The following is an 18718-nucleotide window of genomic DNA, read 5'->3' on the forward strand; positions in this document are numbered from 1 at the left end:
TCCTTATTTTTGTACCAGATATTCTGGTGAGGCCATGGTTAAGTACACACTCATATACACGCGATTTAATTTGGCAGTGTCGATGGCGGCCTGGGTCGAAGTTGGAATGCTGATGGAGTTCACTGCCGCGATAATCTGTGAGCGCAGGCTGCTACTCATTTGATTTGCCATTAACAGTAAATTGACCTTGTCGACCAATTGATCTGGCGTTGTCGCTAAGGGCGTGAAAACGGAGTAATCAGCCTTGACATCACGACTGCTTCCCATCCCATTCGGAATCGCATCGCGCATGAAGTTCAAATAACCAACAACAGAAGTTTCGGCGGTAATTTGCATCTCGGGTGAAACCAATTGAGCCGCCGCGATACCGGAATTTGGCGGTACATATCCAGGTCGATAAAAATTAAACACAGACGGTGAACGCATTGGTGTTTGTGCGAGACCTGTTAGCGGGTCATCGAGATTAGTGATGCGGTAGGCTCCTGAAGTCGACCGCGCACTAAACGCACGTAGCCAACTGCTCAGGCGTAATACTGGTTCGCGTAATTTACCAACGCCAGCATTACCCAGCGAAGGATCATTGCGAGCTTCAACGTCCAGTAAAATGGCTTTGACAACAGCTTTCATATCGCCGCGCACACCCTGACCATTATTGTTAAAACTAGAGGCGACACGGGCAATATACTGCGGGCTTGGATTGCTGGTGACTAGTCTTTGGATTAATTGCTTCGCTAAAAAAGGACCAACATTGGGATGATTAAATAAAGTGTCTAACGCAATCTTTAAGCTAGCTTCAGGATTAGCCGGGGACTGCGCTGGAATTGTTGCACCTAGGAAGGTTTTGATACTCGTTGAGTGATAGGTGGGATAGCCTTGCATCGGCAGCCAATCGCGATTTGGATCAGGCGTACCTCCAAAAAAGCGGGTATTGGTTTTATCTGGACCGGCCCAACTCCAACCGGTAAATACTTTCGCCAGCCCGGTAATGTCAGCATTGCTATAGGTCTCGACTGGTTTGCCATTTTCAATCACATAGCTGCCATCAAGGTTTAATTTATATAAACCAATGCTGAATAATTGCATCACTTCACGCGCATAGTTTTCGTCTGGGACACGGGTGCCAGATTCTTTTTGATTGCGCAGTGAGGTTAGGTAGACCCCCATCACCGGATGCAAGCTCACCGCTTCCAATAGCAGGCGATAATTGGCAAATGCGTGCGTATTTAAGGTGTCATAGTATGCAGCCACCCCACGAGGATAGTTGTTAACGCCGCTATCTTGAAAAGACACCACGAGTATTTGCGATAAGGCGAATGCAACGCGTTGGCGTAACTGATCTTCACCGTTGATTGCCTGCTGCCAGAACGATTCGAAAAAATGATTTTGGTTCAAATCGCTAACGCCTTTAGGCAAGGTGGCAGCGATTTTGTCCATGTAATTGCGATGTAAAGTTTGGGGCGCACTGAATTGACTGTTCAGCCAATTATTAAAACCAGTACTACTTATTGTGTTGATGTCGGTACTTTTTGCGCCAAAGGTGCTTTGTTGTAAAAAACGGGCGGATTGAGCTGGACTAGGCTGGCTGATGTTTACCACTGGTAGACCAATCAGGGCATCGATCAAACCCTTCGCGACACTGGTGTCGGTCGCTGTGATCGTCGAAGCGATTGTAATTCCTTTAGTGACTGAATCGTTCGGATCGATATAGCTTATCCCTTGCAGCACTGAAAACTCTTTGCTAACAGAGGCTTTATTATCGAGCAACTGCGCCACCCATCCATACGTCAAATCTCCCTTGAACGTGTGCGCAGAGTTGAGCATCTTTTGAACCAAGGTACCACGTGTTTCGCATGCGCCACGTGTTTCGCATCCAGGATCAAGCCGACCACTCCAATAGTCAACACCCTCTTGATCAGGGCTTGGACGACCGAGCACGTTTTTGTAAATAATCCGAACAAAATCTGAGTTACTCATTGTGGCTGTGTAACCAGTTTGCGAAGAGTAGACTACACCGGCAGCGTAAAACGATTCACCTATTTGATCGAGTGTCATGCCCGCTTTAAATCGATCTATCCAATAGCTCAAACCTGCAGCATCAGGGACACGATTAAAATACGCGATATATAGTTCGATAAGCGAATTCAAATTCTCTGCGCCAATCGAAGTGGATGTCTTTGCGATTGCAAGATCAATTGAAATATCGGTGAATTTCAGTAATTCGACACTCGTAGCAAGAAAGATATTGCCATCACTGCCCACATTATCAATGACGTTGATATCGTTGCTCGTGAATTTGACCGTGTAGTTTGAACGTGGACCATTAAAGCTCGCACTGTTGGTGCTAATGATCGGTGGGGCTTGGTATTTTGAGGTTGCTGGACTCGGTGTCGAGGCCTCATCATTTTGTCCGCTACAGGCGCTGAGAATACCAATGATTAGAAGGTAGAGTATCCAAGAACATTTTTTAAAAGTGACGCGAAATGTTTGGCGGTTTGCGGCGGTCATGATGAAATCCTCTGGAAGTGGTCAGCTATCTTTGCAAGATTCTCGGTCAATATGATGATTGCGAAAACAGGCGCCAAGTCAATAACTCGTTAGAATTCTAAACCTTTTAATTTCCACATGGAAATATATTATTCAATCTCAGCCAACGTTTGGTAGACAAACGACGATAAAATGATTTTCGATTGCGTAGGCATATTGACGAATTCAAACCCATAGCGAAACTCTTGCGTGTTTTCTGTTTCCACCATAGAGCGCACGATGATAGGTAAAGCCAAAATGGCCTCTTCGCCAGCGGTATTGACCTTGAACTTGATCACGCCGGCATCCCCTTTTTTGCCGATTTCCTGTTTAATCAGGCCAGAAGTTCCACCCATGCTGATGTCATTCAATACGGCTGCTGCAGTTTGTTCTGGATTGCCAATGGTCACCGATGCAATAATCTTGACTACCGCACGCGAGCTTTGTCGAATTGCGGTGCATCGTACAATCTTAGGGTAGGATAAATGCAAATACGCATGCGGTGTATAGACTGATTTGAGCGCCGACGCGGTAAATGCATAAGCTTTTTTACCTGGAAAAGCGCGTACGATAAATGTTTGCCCGTCTCGAATGATCGCACCCCGACCATCGACGCGAGGTGCAGTGACCAAGATGGATTGGTTTTTTACATAGCCGATCAAACGCACGGTGTAACGAATCGCAGCGTTATCATGTACTTGAAGAAAAAAGGTTTCGCCAACGTGCCAACGTACGCTGTCCAAATCAAGCATGATGGATTCTTTATTGATATCTGCATTATTGATTGCACTGGTGTTGTTGGAACTGGCACTTGCTAATATGGGCTCTAAGTTCTCACTTGTTTTTATCGCTGGTTGTGAAAAACTATTGGCTTGCGACGGCATTGGAAGTGCGGTTTGATCGCTCACAGGCGCATCACCTAAGGAGTCTTCGAAATAGCCATCTTCGATGATCAGATTGAATTCATCCAGATTGGTAATGACACTACCTGCTTCGTGCAAGGTATTGCCCCAAGCATCAAACACGTCCCAAGGTAAAGCCTGACCGAGTTTGATCTGATCTTTGTCGATAGGAGTTAATGCACCGAGCTGACTCATTGTTTCGCTTTTATGTGAATGTGGATCGTGGGCAATTGTATATCGAATGTGGGATTGCTAAAAAGAAAAAAGATGTAAAAAAGCCGCGTTTATTGTGAACGCGGCTTTTTCCCTGATGAACGGCAGTCATTGAACCGCTTTACTTCAAAATTTACATCTCGGTATTTTCTGAACCCTTCGGCACGCAGTCGACGAAATAGCCGCGCTTGCCTTCAACTTCCGCTTTTACCAAGCCATGACAATCCGTTTCGAATCCAGGGAACTGTTCATTAAAGGCACGCACAAACTTCAAGTAATCGACAATTGTCTTATTGAAGCGCTCACCAGGAATTAACAGGGGAATACCCGGTGGATAAGGCGTCAATAGGATGGCGGTAACACGGCCTTCCAAATCATCGATTGAGACACGTTCGATTTCGCGATGTGCCATCTTTGCAAAAGCATCCGATGGTTTCATCGCTGGTTGCATATCGGATAAATACATTTCTGTCGTCAAACGGGCTACATCATGTGCTTTGTATACCTCATGTATGCTTTGGCACAGATCGCGTAAGCCAGCACCTTCGTAGCGCGGATTGGCGGCCGCGAATTCAGGAAGGATACGCCACATCGGCTGGTTTTTGTCGTAGTCATCTTTGAATTGCTGTAACGCAGTCAACAGCGTATTCCAGCGACCTTTGGTAATGCCGATGGTGAACATGATGAAGAATGAGTACAAGCCGCATTTCTCAATGATGACGCCGTGTTCTGCCAGATACTTGGTGACGATTGATGCGGGAATACCAGTTTCGCCGAATTTACCTTCGAGCGACAAGCCTGGGGTAACGATCGTGGCTTTAATCGGATCGAGCATATTGAAGCCCGGTGCCAATTTACCGAAACCGTGCCAATCATCCTCGGCATGGATCATCCAATCTTCTTGCGTGCCGACACCATTTTCGGATAAATGATCTGGGCCCCACACTTGGAACCACCAATCCTGACCCCATTCTTGATCGACTTTACGCATCGCACGGCGGAAATCCAATGCTTCTAAAATGGACTCTTCCACTAAAGCAGTGCCACCTGGCGCTTCCATCATCGCGGCAGCGATATCGCAAGAGGCGATAATCGAGTACTGCGGAGAAGTCGATGTGTGCATTAAATAGGCTTCGTTGAAGCTATCTTTATCCAGTTTGACCGTTTCAGATTCACGTACCAAAATTTGTGAAGCTTGAGAAATCCCCGCCAGCAATTTGTGGGTGGATTGTGTCGAGAAAATCATCGATTTCTTGGCGCGCGGACGTTCTTTACCGATCGCGTGCATGTCTTGGTAGAAGCTATGAAAAGTCGCATGCGGCAACCAAGCTTCATCGAAGTGCAGGGTATCGATTTCGCCATCTAACAAGTCTTTCAAGGTTTCGACGTTATACAAAACACCGTCATAAGTCGACTGCGTAATTGTCAAAATACGAGGTTTTTTGTTTTTGGCTTTGCTGGCAAATGGGTTCGCCTCGATTTTCTTACGGATACTTTCCATGGAAAACTCTTCCAATGGAATTGGCCCAATGATGCCCAGATGATTCCGAGTAGGCATCAAGAACACAGGAATCGCACCGCACATAATGATGGAGTGCAAAATCGATTTGTGGCAGTTTCGGTCAACGACGACGATGTCGCCAGGGGCAACGGTCGAATGCCAGACCATTTTGTTTGAGGTTGAGGTGCCATTGGTCACGAAATAGCAATGATCCGCATTGAAAATACGCGCAGCATTGCGCTCAGATGCCGCAACGGGACCAGTATGGTCGAGCAATTGACCGAGCTCTTCTACCGCGTTACAAACGTCGGCACGCAACATGTTTTCACCAAAAAATTGATGGAACATTTGTCCGATTGGTGACTTGAGAAACGCAACGCCGCCTGAATGTCCAGGGCAGTGCCATGAGTAAGATCCATCATTGGCATAATGTACTAGCGCGCGGAAGAACGGTGGTGCTAAGCCATCCAGATAAGATTTGGCTTCGCGAATAATATGCCGCGCGACGAATTCTGGCGTGTCTTCAAACATATGAATGAAGCCATGCAATTCACGCAAGATATCATTCGGAATATGACGTGAAGTGCGTGTTTCGCCATACAAATAAATCGGGATGTCGGCATTTTTGTAACGGATTTCTTCAACGAAAGCGCGCAATGGTTTCAACGCGAAATCGCTTTCTTCGTCCGTACCTTCACCGAATTCTTCATCATCAATAGAGAGAATAAACGCAGAGGCGCGTGATTGCTGCTGCGCGAATTGGGATAAGTCGCCATAGCTGGTCACACCGAGGACTTCCATGCCTTCTTTTTCCATCGCATCCGCGAGAGCGCGAATGCCAAGTCCGGAAGTGTTTTCAGAACGGAAATCTTCGTCAATGATGACGATGGGGAAGCGGAATTTCATTTAGGTCTCCAAAAAGCCTGTTACGGGAGACGCCTGGGCCAGTGTGTTAAACCGCTTGCGCGCCGGAAAAATAAAGATGCGAATTTTCGCAGAAATGCTGATGCAGATGTCAAAAATATTGGCATATTTTGCGCAGATCGCACGTAAAGCCCATAAATTTCATCTGACTGTCACAATCGGGGCAAAATCTGCCCTTAAATTGCTATATGAATTACAAGGTTTCACCGTAATGTGCTTAGTTGGCTGACGCTCTATTTATCAAATTCGCGCGTAAACTGTCTGCCGAATAAATAAATAATCCCAGCCAAATTCCTAAGAATCCCAATAGACGCTCATGACTAAATTGCTCGTGATAGAGCCACACACCAATCAATAATTGTATGGTCGGTGAAATGTATTGCATTAAGCCTAATGTCGCTAAGGGAATTCGGCGCGCAGCTGCTGCAAACATGAGCAGTGGAATCGCGGTAATTGGGCCAGCGGCTAAAAGTAAAAGCTGTATAGAGGTGGACTCATGCATGAATGCCGTTTGATCATGCATCAACAGAAAGAGTAAATACGCGAGCGCAAATGGAAATAAAATCATCGTTTCCAAAGATAATCCTTCCAAGGCACCCAAAGCTGCGGTCTTTCTTAGCAGGCCATACATACCAAAAGTTGAGGCCAACACAAGTGCAATCCAAGGTGGATGTCCAGTTTGCATGCTTAGCCAAGCCACGCCGAGACCAGCGCAGGCTATTGCAAACCATTGAACCGAGCGCAGGCGTTCTTTAAGTAAAAGATAGCCGAGAAATACACTCACCAAGGGCGTCATGAAATAACCTAAGCTGGCATCAACAATTCTGTCGTTATTAATCGCCCAGATATACAGAAACCAATTCGCCGAGAGGAGCAGGGCGCTGGCGGTAAAGCCCGCTAGTAATTTGGGCTTTCGTATCACTTCGCCAAACCAAGTCCATTGCTTACGTATGCTGAGGACGATTATCAAGAACACAAAGGCCCAAATCATTCGATGTAGCAATATCTCTAGCGCTGGTATGGCATGCAATGCTTTGAAATAAATCGGGAATAAGCCCCAAGCGGAGTAACAGGCCGCGGCGTAGATGATGCCTTTGCGCATAGAGAAAATTGTCACAGAAAAGTAAAGGAGGGGCGATTATCTCAGTTAATCCAAGTCGCCGCAGGCAAGCACTTAATTACCGTCAGCTATTGAGTTCATACCAAAGGTGCCCATTTGAGTATGACGTTGTCATCATCAGAAGACTGCAGTGCTGCAAAAAATGAGAAAGGAACAAATATGTGGTTGCTTGCTAGTTTAACGATTTTGTTATTGTTGGTGTTTGTTGTGATTCCCAAATTACGCCTGCGGTATGTGTTGATGCGAGCTTTTCCCCATCATTTTTCAAAAATATTGCGCAAAAATTTACCAGGCTATACGCGTATGCCAACTGATGTACAAATGCAGCTCAAGCGTAAGATCCGTCAGTTCTTGCATGAGAAGACCTTTGTTGCTTGTGGTGATTTGGAAATGAATGATGAGATCAGAGTCACAATCGCTGGGAAGGCTTGCTTGCTTCTGCTGAATCGAGAAACCGAGGTTTTTCCGAAACTCAGCCATATCCTCGTGTATCCAAGCGCCTTTGTGGTGCCGCGTCAGCGTATCGAAGGGGGCGGTATTGTCACGCATACCAACCAAACCTTGAGTGGAGAATCTTGGAGTGACGGACGAGTGATTTTGGCGTGGGATCAAATCGTGAATAATCCACACAATGAAAAAATGGGACAAGATGTGGTGATTCATGAATTTGCCCATCAGCTTGACAGTGAAGACGGCAGTACGAATGGCGCACCCGTGCTGCCGAGCACAGTGGCGTATCGGCATTGGTCACAAGTCATGGAGCGGGAATTTTTACGCCTGCAGTCAGCAATCGATCAACAAGAAGAGAGCGTGATTGATCCCTATGGTGCCACCAATCCGGCGGAGTTTTTTGCGGTGACGACGGAAGCGTTTTTTAAGAAAAGTGCAGAGCTGGCGAGTGCACATCCTGAATTATTCAAGGTGTTGCAGGCCTACTACTGTATTGACCCGAGAGAATGGCATTAGGCTGACGACGGCGTGTCTCGCAAGCCAGATTACTATTTACGATTTCTCATATCTTGTAACTACTGATCACGGGAAGCGATGGCCTCCCGTGATCATGGTGTAAAACCTAGTTATTTTCTAGCAATGTCTTTAGCTGTTCCAAGCGCGAAGGATGACGTAGTTTCTTCATCGCCTTCGCTTCAATCTGACGAATTCGTTCGCGTGTCACATCGAATTGATTGCCGACTTCTTCTAAGGTGTGATCGCTCGCCATTTCGAGACCGAAACGCATACGTAAGACTTTCGCTTCGCGTGGGCTTAAGGCATCCAAAATCTCTTTCAATTTACCTTGCACAGACGCCTGCATTGCCGCTTGCATCGGAGACAGCGTAATATTGTCTTCAATGAAATCGCCCAATTGTGAATCGCCGTCATCGCCAATAGGTACATCCAAAGACACAGGTTCTTTAGCGATTTTCAAGATTTCACGCACTTTGATTTCTGGCAAATCCATCTTCTCTGCGATAAGCGCTGGATCGGGCTCTGTGCCATTTTGTTGCAAACATTGGCGCTTAATGCGATTCAACTTGTTAATCGTTTCTATCATATGCACAGGAACGCGGATGGTACGCGCTTGATCTGCAATGGCACGCGAAATTGCCTGACGTATCCACCACGTTGCATAAGTGGAAAACTTGTAGCCACGACGGTATTCAAATTTATCGACCGCTTTGAGTAAGCCGATATTCCCTTCTTGAATGAGGTCTAAAAACTGCATGCCGCGGTTGATGTATTTTTTCGCGATAGAGATCACCAAACGTAAGTTAGCCTCAGTCATAGCGGCTTTTGCATCTCTTGTGCGCTTTTCTGCCGAAATCATCTTTTTATGAATCGCGCGTAAATCGCTCAACGGGATTTTTGCAGTTTGCTCTAAAACGATCAAGCGACCTTGTAGCTCACGTGCGGCATGAATATGGCGTTTCAGTACAGCGCCATAGGCTTCTCGCGATTCCATTTCTTGCTCTAGCCAATCGCGATTGCTCGCGTTTTTCATAAAGTTGGCGATAAAATAGGCGCGTGGCATGCCGCATTTGTCGACCAATAATTCCAGCATGCGTTTTTCAGTTTGGCGCAGCTCTATCATTTGCTTGCGCAAAATATCACACCATTTTTCTGTCGTCTTAACACTGAAACGAATACTTTCCATTTCTTTGGTGACTGTTTCTTGCGCGCTTTGGTAGCTGGCCGACTGGTAGGCATTTTTTTCAATTTGCGCAAACATGTCATCAAAGCTGGTCTTGATGGACGCAAATTTCTCTAATGCTGTTGCCTTCATTTGCGCCAATTGTTCCGCACTCAAGGCATTGCTTGTTTCTGCGGCGCCACCTTCTTCGTCGTCTTCTTCGTCTTCGTCGTCACTGTCGGTATTGGCCAGAATCGCAACAGGAATATCTAAGCTTTCTGGTACATGGAATCCATCGATTAAATCGTCGATAATGACTTCGTCGTTTTTGACCTTTTCAGCGGTCACCAGTACTTCTTGGATCACGGAAGGACATGCCGAAATAGCTTGCAACATGTCTTTCAGACCTGTTTCTATCCGTTTCGCAATGTCAATTTCGCCACTGCGCGTCAATAATTCTGCGCTACCCATTTCGCGCATATACATGCGAACCGGGTCCGTAGTGCGACCAAAATCAGAATCGACCGTGGATAAAGCGACTGCTGCTGTGGCTTCGGCATCGTCGTCGCTGACGGAGCTGGCAACATTGTCGGACAACAGCAACATCGTCGCGTCGGGTGCTTGTTCGTAGACCGCAATACCAACATCATTTAAGGTGCTGATAATGCTTTGTATCATTTCAGGATCATCGACGTTTTCTGGCAGATGATCATTGATTTCGGCGTGCGTTAAATAGCTGCGGTCTTTACCCAATTGAATTAATTTGGTCAAGCGCTGGCGATATTCTTCTAATTGTTCTTTGCTAGCACTGCTGGCACTGACTTTGCCAGATTTTACTCGCGCGGCGCGTTTTAATTCAGAAGATTCCAAGGCGTTAAAGGCATGGATTTCTTCGTTATAAATTTGTGGCGAAGACGGCTTGCGGCCGCGACGTGCCGCTTCTTTTACGGTTGGAAATGCGTACGCTGAGGTATCGATTTCTGCATGACTTGTGCTCGTGACCGCGCTCACTGCGTTAGCAATTGGTGCTTTCGCTACGCGGACTTTCGGCGCTGACTTTTCTGCAGGTACGTCATTGACTGCTGATTCTGTTGCAGTGACCGCGTTGTCTTCCGGCACACTGGTTGCCGTGACGATTTTCTTTTTCTTGACTTTGATGACCGGCGCTGGTGCTGCGGCAATCGCCGCTTGTGCAGCGATGTAGTCTTGACTGTAGTCAATCTCAACATCATCGTCGACCTGATCCGCTGGGGCAGGAGCGAGCACGACCTCAGGCTGATCTAATGAGGCCGCCACTGGCACAGGATCGTCCGCCATAGTATCAGATGGTGTTTGGTCGGTAGACGTCACGGATGCTGCACTATTCAGTTCCGTGTCTGGCACTTGCGACTCAGGCGTGTTGGCCTCGGCAGAATTGACGATCGCCAAACGTGAGCGGCGCTTAGTCACAACAGTGACTGATTGAACTTGGGTTTTGACAATATCGCCCGCTTCCAATTCATTGGACTCTGCAACAACTGGTAATGCAAAAGTGCGAGTCTCGGCTTGGAGCGCGGGACTTTTGACTTTGGAAACTGTGAGCGGTTTACCTAATTTGAGTGTCTTAGTGGCTGTCGGGACAGTCGTGGTGCTGATATGCGATTCGGATGGTTGTAAGCTGTTTTTCATGTAACAAATCAAGTGCGACAACAAAATGCCAATCAAATTTGGATGGCAACAACAAAAGCAAAAGTATGTGACTTAGCATGTACAGTGTTCGAATCGAGCAGAATTCTTGAGGAAATTTCTTAAGCTCAGTGGGACACTCACAGAATCATCTAAATAAAAAACCCGCGATTGCGGGCGAGAATAATTTAAATGATTTTTTTGCGTATTTTTATGCGAGGTCGGGATTATCCACGGCTTCCCTGTTCTTGACAAGCAATACTAGCATTTTGTTTGATAATTTTTGTGAGTACATTTAGAGAAAAAGCAATTGCCGATGCGAACATCTGATCGAACGCATTAGCGAGATCAGGGGCGACATTTTGGAATTGAATTATTAAATGCAAACATTAAACTTTTTTGTGAAAAATTGTTAGCTGCATCTATTAGTTCTTTGAACATGAAACCATAGAGGAAATGCATGAGCCTTGTTACAATACGTTTTTCGCCAACTTGTTACCAAGTTCAAGGCACACTTTATTACCTTTCATTTAAAAAATCATGATTGATATCCAATTGCTCCGTAAAGACATCGATGCGGTTGCCGCCCGTTTGGCAACACGTAAGTTTGTGTTAGATGTGACGACTTTCAATACCTTGGAGAATGAGCGCAAGCATTTACAGATGCGCACCGAAGAGTTGCAGGCTAAACGTAATTCTTTGTCCAAACAGGTTGGTATGTTGAAAGGGAAGGGCGAAGATGCTTCTGCAGTGATGACTGAGGTTGGCACGATCGCGGATGAGCTCAAAGCGTCTGAGGTGCGTTTATCTGAGTTGCAAGCAGGTTTGAGTCAATTCATGCTAACGATACCAAACCTGCCAGATGATTCGGTACCTGTCGGTACCGATGAAAGTGGTAATGTGGTGGTGCGTAGTGTCGGCGTTCCACCGAGTTTTTCATTTGAGGTCAAAGACCATGTTGACGTCGGCGCTGCGCTTGGTTTGGAGTTTGAAGTCGCTGTGAAACTCACCGGTTCTCGCTTTGCCGTGCTAAAAGGTGGCATCGCACGTTTGCATCGCGCATTAGCGCAGTTTATGTTGGATACACAAACCACCGACAATGGCTACACCGAGCATTACACGCCTTATATGGTGAATGCAGATTCCATGCGTGGTACTGGGCAATTGCCAAAGTTTGAAGAAGATTTGTTCGCGGTTAAGAAAGGTGGGCAGGATGGCGAGGGTGAAACCTTGTATCTGATTCCCACTGCTGAAGTCACCTTGACGAATACGGTGCGTGATGAGATTTTAGCTCTGGAAAGTTTGCCAGTAAAAATGACTGCGCATACGCCATGCTTCCGTTCTGAAGCCGGCAGTTATGGACGTGACACTCGTGGCATGATACGTCAGCATCAATTTGATAAAGTGGAATTGGTACAAGTGTCTCATCCAGAAAAATCTTTTGACGCCCTGGAAGAGATGGTTGGTCATGCAGAAATGATTTTGCAAAAACTTGGCTTGCCATACCGCGTGATGAGTTTGTGTACTGGTGATATGGGTTTTGGTGCCACTAAGACTTATGACTTAGAAGTCTGGTTACCAGCGCAAAATACGTATCGTGAAATTTCTTCCATTTCCAATATGGGCGCTTTTCAAGCACGTCGTATGCAAGCACGTTTCCGTAATGCGCAAGGCAAAACTGAATTTGTGCACACCTTGAACGGTTCTGCGTTGGCGGTGGGACGTACCTTAGTGGCGGTTTTGGAAAATTATCAGCAAGAAGACGGCAGTGTGATTATTCCCGAAGTGTTACGCCCGTATATGGGTGGGATTGAGGTTTTGCTTGCCAAAAGCTAATTTCTTATTGGCTTAAACGTCATCTACTGAAGTTTGTTCTAAATAGTATAAAAAAGCGCCCATATTTTCTCAATATGGGCGCTTTTTGTTCACTAAATGCCACGTCTTTGTTCTTGCTAGAAATGATCAAAACATTAATTGGGATTGATCTTTTCATTTGGTCGTTCTATTTAAATCGCTGCTTCTAAAAACTCTTGTTGTTCCAGCCAATCTGCTTCCATTTGATTCAATTCTTTGACCACGTAAGCCTGATCCAACAAAAGATTTTTAAGTTTTTCTTTATTGGCGTCATCGTAAATTGCACTGTCTTCGAGTTGTTTGCTGTAATCATCTTTCTTTAGATTTAACTTAGCCATTTGTTCTTCCAGACGTTTGATTCTGGTTTCTATCGGCTTACGCAAAGCGGTAATCCGTTGACGCTCTTCAGCGTCGCGACGTTTGCGCTCTTTCTCATCGACAGGGGCACTTGGAACAGGCTGGGCTTGTGGTAACGCGGCAGCCTTCTCTTTCGATTTTACCGGTAGTGCTGCTGCGTTGGCGGCAGCTGCTGCCTGTTCTAATTTGGTTTTGTAGAGCCAGTCTTTGTAATCGTCGAGATCGCCATCGAAAGGCAAGAGCTTGCCATCGGCAACGATGATGAATTGATCGGTCGTGGCGCGCAATAAATGTCGGTCATGGGACACGACTACGAGCGTGCCTTCGAATTGCGCTAAGGCTTCTGTTAAGGCCTCGCGGGTTTCCAAATCTAAGTGGTTGGTCGGTTCATCGAGCAGCAAGAGGTTAGGGCGCTGCCACACAATCATTGCCAATGCTAGTCGTGCTTTTTCACCACCGGAGAATGGCGCGATTGGACTCGTCACCATACTGCCTGGGAAGTTAAATCCGCCAAGGAAATTGCGCAATTCTTGTTCACGGACATCCGGTGCGATGTGCGCCAAATGCCAAAGTGGTGATTCATCGTGACGTAGCATTTCGACTTGGTGCTGGGCGAAATAGCCAACTGATAAACCTTTGCCCGTCGTGATCGTGCCCGTCAATGGCGGTAACTCACCCATGATGGTTTTGATCAAAGTGGATTTACCTGCGCCGTTAATCCCTAACAAACCGATGCGTTGACCAATTTGCAAAGAGAACTTCACATCGCCAACGATTTTCTTTTCGGTAAAGCTATGATCGGTCTGTGACTCGATGCGATAACCGCAATCGACATCATCCATGACCAGCATAGGATTTGGCGCACTCAGGGGTTCGCGGAATTCAAATGAAAACTCTGCAGCTGCTCGTAAAGGTGCCAGCTCTTCCATTTTCTCCAGAGCTTTAATACGGCTTTGCGCTTGTTTTGCTTTGGACGCTTTGGCGGCGAATCGATCAATGAAAGACTGTAAATGAGCACGCTTGCGGCTTTGTTTCTCAATTGAGCTTTGCGCCAGGATTAATTGCGCTGCGCGTTGACGTTCAAATGCAGAATAGTTGCCTGAATAACGCTTGAGTTTACGTTCATCGATATGGACGACGACATTGACGACGCCATCTAAGAAATCTCTATCATGTGAAATGATGATCAGTGTACCTGCATAACGTTTGAGCCAATCTTCCAGCCAGATAATTGCATCCAAATCCAAATGGTTAGTCGGTTCATCAAGTAGCAATAAATCTGATTTGCACATCAATGCCTGTGCCAGATTTAAACGCATACGCCAACCACCAGAGAAGCTGGCAACCGATTGCTCCATCTGCTCAATCGTGAAGCCTAATCCTAATAGTAATTGTTCGCCACGTGAACGCACTGTGTAGGCGTCAGCATCCGACAAGGCACCGTAGACTTCACCAATCGCAATCCCATTATCATGTGACTCTGGTTGTGCTTCGAGTTCGGCTAATTGCGCTTCCAGCTTACGTAGAGTGACGTCGCCATCAATCGCATAATCAATCGCGCTGCGTTCCAAAGGCGGCGTTTCTTGCGCAACGTGCGCTAATTGCCATTTAGCTGGGAACTCGATGCTACCTTGATCGGGATGCAGTTCACCACGCAACATAGCAAACAGACTGGACTTGCCAGCGCCATTGGAACCAATCAGACCGATTTTATCGCCTGGATTAAGTGTGACATCGACGCTGTCGAAGAGGGGTTTTGTACCGCGGGCGAGGATGACCTGTTGAAGACGTATCATTATTGACTAACAAAAAAATGGATATTAAAAATCGGGTATAAAAATAAAAATGCTCAAAACGCTTTTTTGGGGCGTTTTGAGCGATAAAACCATTGAAACTAAAAAGTCTGCTGATCTCTGACGCGATTTAATAAACTTCTTGAAGTTGCTCAGCAGTCAGCATGAATACCATATCGTCACCAGCGCTAGTGGATAGCCAAGTTAAACCATATTCGGCAAAAGCTTCTTCAGCGAATAGACGTTCATTGCCAATCTCGACCATCAAAATTCCATTTGGTTTGAGGCGCGATGCAGCTCCGGCTACAATTTTGCGCACCAGATCCATGCCATCGTCACCGCCAGCCAAAGCAATTTGAGGCTCATGTAAATATTCTTTTGGCAGCTTGCTCATCGAGCTGGAATTCACATACGGCGGATTGGTGATGATCATGTCGTAGAGTTTGTCAGGTACATTGCTATACAAGTCTGACTCAATCAGCGTGATGCGATCTTCTAATTCGTACGTTGCGACATTTTTTGCGGCGACATCCAATGCATCTTTTGAAATGTCGACCGTATCGACATGCGCGTTTTCAAAAGCATCTGCCAACATGATAGGTAAGCAGCCAGAACCTGTGCAGAGTTCCAGAATGTCGGTGACTTCTTCTGGATCTTGCACCCAAGGTGTGAAGCGTTCAGGGATCAATTCGGCAATGAAAGAACGTGGCACGATGACCCGCTCATCAACGTAGAAATTATAGGTGCCCAACCAGGCTTCATTCGTAATATACGACGCTGGAATTCGGTCCGTTGCGCGGCGTTCAATGACGGCAACTACTGCATCAATTTCATGTGGTAACAGGCGCGCATCTAGGAATGGTTCAATTTTATCGAGCGGTAACTTTAAAGTATGCAGGAGCAGATAAGCGGCTTCATCTAGAGCATTGGCACTGCCATGTCCGAAGAATAATTGCGCAGTATTGAATCGAGTCACCGCATATCGCAACAGATCACGTAGCGTTTGGAATGGAAGAGTATTGGCGTTCGTCATATTAATTTTTTTCTAGTAAAAGATTCTCTAACGCACGGCGGTAGATGTTTTTAAGTGGATCGATATAGCGCACTTCGATATGTTCATCAATCTTATGAATACTGCCATTCGGCGGTCCAAATTCAACGACTTGCGGACAAATTTTCGCAATAAAACGACCGTCAGAGGTGCCACCCGTTGTAGATAATTCGGTAGTGACACCGGTTTCGTCTTGAATAGCTTTCGCCAAGGCATCACTTAAATTTCCTTTCGGTGTTAGGAATGGGTGACCACCGATGGTCCATTTTAGGTCATATTTAAGTTGATGTTTGTCGAGAATGTCGTGTACACGTTGTTGCAAGCCTTCGGCGGTGCTGGCGGTCGAGAAACGGAAGTTGAAGTCAATCACAACTTCACCTGGAATCACGTTCGAAGCGCCGGTACCGCCATGGATATTGGAGATTTGCCATGAGGTTGGCAAGTAATAGTCGTTACCCAAATCCCAAACTTCGCTGACTAATTCATTTAGCGCTGGAGTCGCGGTATGAATTGGATTTTCTGCCAATTGCGGATAGGCGATATGACCTTGGATGCCTTTGACTATGAGCTTGCCAGACATGGTACCGCGACGACCGTTTTTGATGGTATCACCTAGCACCTCGCTCGAAGTCGGTTCACCAACAATACAGTAGTCGAGTTGTTCACCACGCGCCTGCAGTTGATTGCACACAACGACAGTACCATCGGTGGCTGGGCCTTCTTCATCGCTGGTGATAAGAAAGCCGATCGACCCAGAATGATTTGGGTGGGCTGCGATAAATTCTTCTGTCGCTACGACAAAGGCGGCAATCGACGTTTTCATGTCGGCCGCACCACGACCATATAATTTACCATCTCTATGCGTAGGCGCAAATGGTTCTGATTGCCATTGTGTGACTGGACCCGTCGGCACCACATCGGTGTGACCAGCGAAAACAACCAGAGGCTGCGTGTTGCCGCGACGTGCCCATAGATTCGTCACATCGCCAGATTGTATGGTTTCGCAGGTAAAACCAAGTGGCTCTAATAAATTGATTAGGGTATTTTGACAGCCTTTATCTTCTGGCGTAACAGAATCCAGTGCGATTAATTGCTCAGTGAGTGCGAGAGTTTTGCTCATGAAAACTTAGACTTCTTTAAAAATGATTTGGTATTGTTGATCGTTAAAACCAACGCTAACATGCTTGCGTGTATCGCTATTAATTTGTAACACTGGGCGCTTGATTACGGATGGATTCGTCAGCATCAGTTCGATCGCTCCGTCCTTGTCCTCTGCACTCGATTTTTGTTCTTCGGACAAAGCCCGCCATGTCGTACCTTTGCGATTGATGAGGAGCGTCAAGTCAATTTCTTGCAGCCAAAGTTCGATTTGCTCTGGTGTTAAACCATCTTTTTTAAAATTATGAAACGCAAATGGAATATTTTGCTGTTCCATCCAGGTGCGTGCTTTCTTCACTGTGTCACAGTTGGGAATGCCAAATAAGGTGATACTGGAATTTGTGCTCATCATTACATGTTCAAATTGAATTCGGTGAATGTCGCTTCGGTGTTCTTTTCTGGTTCTGGCTCTTCTTTAGCTTTTTGCGCCAGCGCCGAGTCATTGTTGAGTAACCACAATAGATTATTCGCAGAATCCGCATTGGCTAAGCCTTCTTCTTGCGTAATCAGGCCATCTTTGATTAATTGCAGCAGTGCGCGCTCAAACGTTTGTGATCCTGGTGCTAAGCTTTTTTCGATCGCTTCTTTGATTTGGAAAATATTACCTTGCTCGATTAATTCGCCCACATAGCGCGTGTTCAACATAATTTCGACGGCAGGACAGCGACCACCATTGACCGCTTTGATTAGTCGTTGTGAAATCACTGCCTTGATCGCCGAAGCCAAATCTAGCAACAAGGCACTACGGTTTTCAATCGGGAAGAAGCTGATAATACGATTTAATGCTTGATAACTATTGTTCGCATGTAAGGTAGCGACGACCAAATGACCTGATTGGGCGTAAGCGATCGCCGCCATCATCGTTTCTAGATCCCGAATCTCACCGATCAAAATAACATCCGGTGCTTGGCGCAACGAATTACGCAGGGCGGTTTTTAAACTATCTGCATCGGTGCCAACCTCGCGTTGATTAACGATGGATTTTTTGCTTCTGAACAGATATTCGATCGGATCCTCGATGGTCAGAATATGCCCAGTCTTTGTCTCATTGCGATAATCGAGCATGGAAGCAATCGAAGTCGATTTACCTGAACCGGTGGCGCCGACAACCAAAATCAATCCGCGTTTTTCCATGATCAGCTCAGATAATACCGGCGGCAAATGAAGTGTGGATATCGGTGGGATATTGCCAGGTACAAAGCGAAAAACAGCAGACGTCGAACCACGTTGTCTAAATGCCGATAAACGGAAACGACCAACACCCGCCATGCCAATACCAACATTAAGTTCACTGTCCCGCTTATATTGGGCGATTTGTTCTGCCGAGAGGACCTCTGCGAGCAAAGCCATAATATTTTCTTCATCCATCTTCTGTTGATTGATGGGGAGGAGATTGCCATTGATTTTCAAATGAATCGGCGAATTCATCGCGAAAAACATATCCGACGCATTCTTGTCTTTCATTAACTGAAATAAACGATCCATTGCCATGATAATTCCTCTGTGAAGATAAAACGGGGTAAGCCTAA

At 46.2% G+C, this 18718-nt stretch carries 13 protein-coding genes; 3 read left to right on the forward strand and 10 right to left on the reverse strand.

Annotated features, from left to right (window positions below; genetic code table 11):
- Positions 1–3 precede the first annotated feature (3 nt).
- The 3 genes from H8K52_RS01145 to H8K52_RS01155 form a co-directional block, all read right to left on the reverse strand.
- On the reverse strand, positions 4–2505 hold the full coding sequence (locus H8K52_RS01145) for a DUF1800 family protein (protein ID WP_186920669.1): 2502 nt from the start codon (positions 2503–2505) through the stop codon (positions 4–6).
- A 128-nt stretch (positions 2506–2633) separates the two neighbouring features.
- Entirely contained in the window at positions 2634–3620 is a 987-nt protein-coding gene (locus H8K52_RS01150) for a flagellar brake protein (RefSeq protein WP_186920670.1), read from the reverse strand.
- 151 nt (positions 3621–3771) lie between these two features.
- Positions 3772–6045: an arginine/lysine/ornithine decarboxylase gene (locus H8K52_RS01155; RefSeq protein ID WP_186920671.1), complete on the reverse strand. Its 2274-nt coding sequence runs from the start codon at positions 6043–6045 to the stop codon at positions 3772–3774.
- A 76-nt stretch (positions 6046–6121) separates the two neighbouring features.
- Between H8K52_RS01155 and H8K52_RS01160 the strand changes: the two genes are divergently transcribed.
- Positions 6122–6292 carry a hypothetical protein gene (locus H8K52_RS01160; protein WP_186920672.1) on the forward strand — a complete coding sequence of 57 codons (171 nt, stop codon included), beginning with the start codon at positions 6122–6124 and terminating at the stop codon, positions 6290–6292.
- On the opposite strand, the gene rarD is transcribed toward H8K52_RS01160, so the two are convergent.
- Positions 6281–7165: an EamA family transporter RarD gene (gene rarD / locus H8K52_RS01165; protein ID WP_186920937.1), complete on the reverse strand. Its 885-nt coding sequence runs from the start codon at positions 7163–7165 to the stop codon at positions 6281–6283. The genes H8K52_RS01160 and rarD overlap by 12 nt on opposite strands.
- 177 nt (positions 7166–7342) lie before the next feature.
- On the opposite strand from rarD, the gene H8K52_RS01170 reads away from it, so the two are divergent.
- Positions 7343–8149, forward strand: a complete 807-nt coding sequence (locus H8K52_RS01170; protein ID WP_186920673.1) for a M90 family metallopeptidase — start codon at positions 7343–7345, stop codon at positions 8147–8149.
- Positions 8150–8255: 106 nt separating this feature from the next.
- Here H8K52_RS01170 and rpoD read toward each other — a convergent pair whose 3' ends face one another.
- Complete coding sequence (gene rpoD / locus H8K52_RS01175; protein WP_246464185.1) at positions 8256–10979, reverse strand: RNA polymerase sigma factor RpoD; 2724 nt, start codon at positions 10977–10979, stop codon at positions 8256–8258.
- A gap of 537 nt (positions 10980–11516) precedes the next feature.
- Here rpoD and serS point away from each other — a divergent pair.
- The gene (serS, locus tag H8K52_RS01180; RefSeq protein WP_186920674.1) at positions 11517–12812 is read left to right on the forward strand and encodes a serine--tRNA ligase; all 1296 of its coding nucleotides are present in this window, start codon (positions 11517–11519) and stop codon (positions 12810–12812) included.
- 170 nt (positions 12813–12982) lie between these two features.
- Here the strand turns inward: serS and H8K52_RS01185 are convergent, their stop codons facing one another.
- The 5 genes from H8K52_RS01185 to H8K52_RS01205 all read right to left on the reverse strand — a co-directional run bounded on the left by H8K52_RS01185 (position 12983) and on the right by H8K52_RS01205 (position 18680).
- Positions 12983–14983, reverse strand: coding sequence for an ATP-binding cassette domain-containing protein (locus tag H8K52_RS01185; RefSeq protein WP_186920675.1), 2001 nt, complete (start codon positions 14981–14983; stop codon positions 12983–12985).
- A 127-nt stretch (positions 14984–15110) separates the two neighbouring features.
- Complete coding sequence (gene prmB, locus H8K52_RS01190; protein ID WP_186920676.1) at positions 15111–16013, reverse strand: 50S ribosomal protein L3 N(5)-glutamine methyltransferase; 903 nt, start codon at positions 16011–16013, stop codon at positions 15111–15113.
- A gap of 1 nt (position 16014) precedes the next feature.
- Positions 16015–17151, reverse strand: a complete 1137-nt coding sequence (dapE, locus tag H8K52_RS01195) for a succinyl-diaminopimelate desuccinylase (RefSeq protein ID WP_186920677.1) — start codon at positions 17149–17151, stop codon at positions 16015–16017.
- 6 nt (positions 17152–17157) lie between these two features.
- Entirely contained in the window at positions 17158–17538 is a 381-nt protein-coding gene (locus H8K52_RS01200; RefSeq protein WP_186920941.1) for an ArsC family reductase, read from the reverse strand.
- A gap of 2 nt (positions 17539–17540) precedes the next feature.
- Complete coding sequence (locus H8K52_RS01205) at positions 17541–18680, reverse strand: PilT/PilU family type 4a pilus ATPase (protein WP_186920678.1); 1140 nt, start codon at positions 18678–18680, stop codon at positions 17541–17543.
- Positions 18681–18718: the final 38 nt, after the last annotated feature.

This window comes from Affinundibacterium seohonense (genome assembly GCF_014284305.1).
GTDB classification, from domain to species: domain Bacteria; phylum Pseudomonadota; class Gammaproteobacteria; order Burkholderiales; family Burkholderiaceae_D; genus Undibacterium; species Undibacterium seohonense.

What these genes read in the sequence shown, in the direction of transcription:
- H8K52_RS01185 (WP_186920675.1), bottom strand. Translation starts at nt 14,983, where the DNA reads ATGATACGTCTTCAACAGGTCATCCTCGCCCGCGGTACAAAACCCCTC.
- H8K52_RS01155 (WP_186920671.1), bottom strand. Translation starts at nt 6,045, where the DNA reads ATGAAATTCCGCTTCCCCATCGTCATCATTGACGAAGATTTCCGTTCT.
- dapE (WP_186920677.1), bottom strand. Translation starts at nt 17,151, where the DNA reads ATGAGCAAAACTCTCGCACTCACTGAGCAATTAATCGCACTGGATTCT.
- rarD (WP_186920937.1), bottom strand. Translation starts at nt 7,165, where the DNA reads ATGCGCAAAGGCATCATCTACGCCGCGGCCTGTTACTCCGCTTGGGGC.
- serS (WP_186920674.1), top strand. Translation starts at nt 11,517, where the DNA reads ATGATTGATATCCAATTGCTCCGTAAAGACATCGATGCGGTTGCCGCC.
- H8K52_RS01145 (WP_186920669.1), bottom strand. Translation starts at nt 2,505, where the DNA reads ATGACCGCCGCAAACCGCCAAACATTTCGCGTCACTTTTAAAAAATGT.
- H8K52_RS01170 (WP_186920673.1), top strand. Translation starts at nt 7,343, where the DNA reads ATGTGGTTGCTTGCTAGTTTAACGATTTTGTTATTGTTGGTGTTTGTT.
- rpoD (WP_246464185.1), bottom strand. Translation starts at nt 10,979, where the DNA reads ATGAAAAACAGCTTACAACCATCCGAATCGCATATCAGCACCACGACT.
- H8K52_RS01205 (WP_186920678.1), bottom strand. Translation starts at nt 18,680, where the DNA reads ATGGCAATGGATCGTTTATTTCAGTTAATGAAAGACAAGAATGCGTCG.
- H8K52_RS01150 (WP_186920670.1), bottom strand. Translation starts at nt 3,620, where the DNA reads ATGAGTCAGCTCGGTGCATTAACTCCTATCGACAAAGATCAGATCAAA.
- H8K52_RS01160 (WP_186920672.1), top strand. Translation starts at nt 6,122, where the DNA reads ATGCGAATTTTCGCAGAAATGCTGATGCAGATGTCAAAAATATTGGCA.
- prmB (WP_186920676.1), bottom strand. Translation starts at nt 16,013, where the DNA reads ATGACGAACGCCAATACTCTTCCATTCCAAACGCTACGTGATCTGTTG.
- H8K52_RS01200 (WP_186920941.1), bottom strand. Translation starts at nt 17,538, where the DNA reads ATGAGCACAAATTCCAGTATCACCTTATTTGGCATTCCCAACTGTGAC.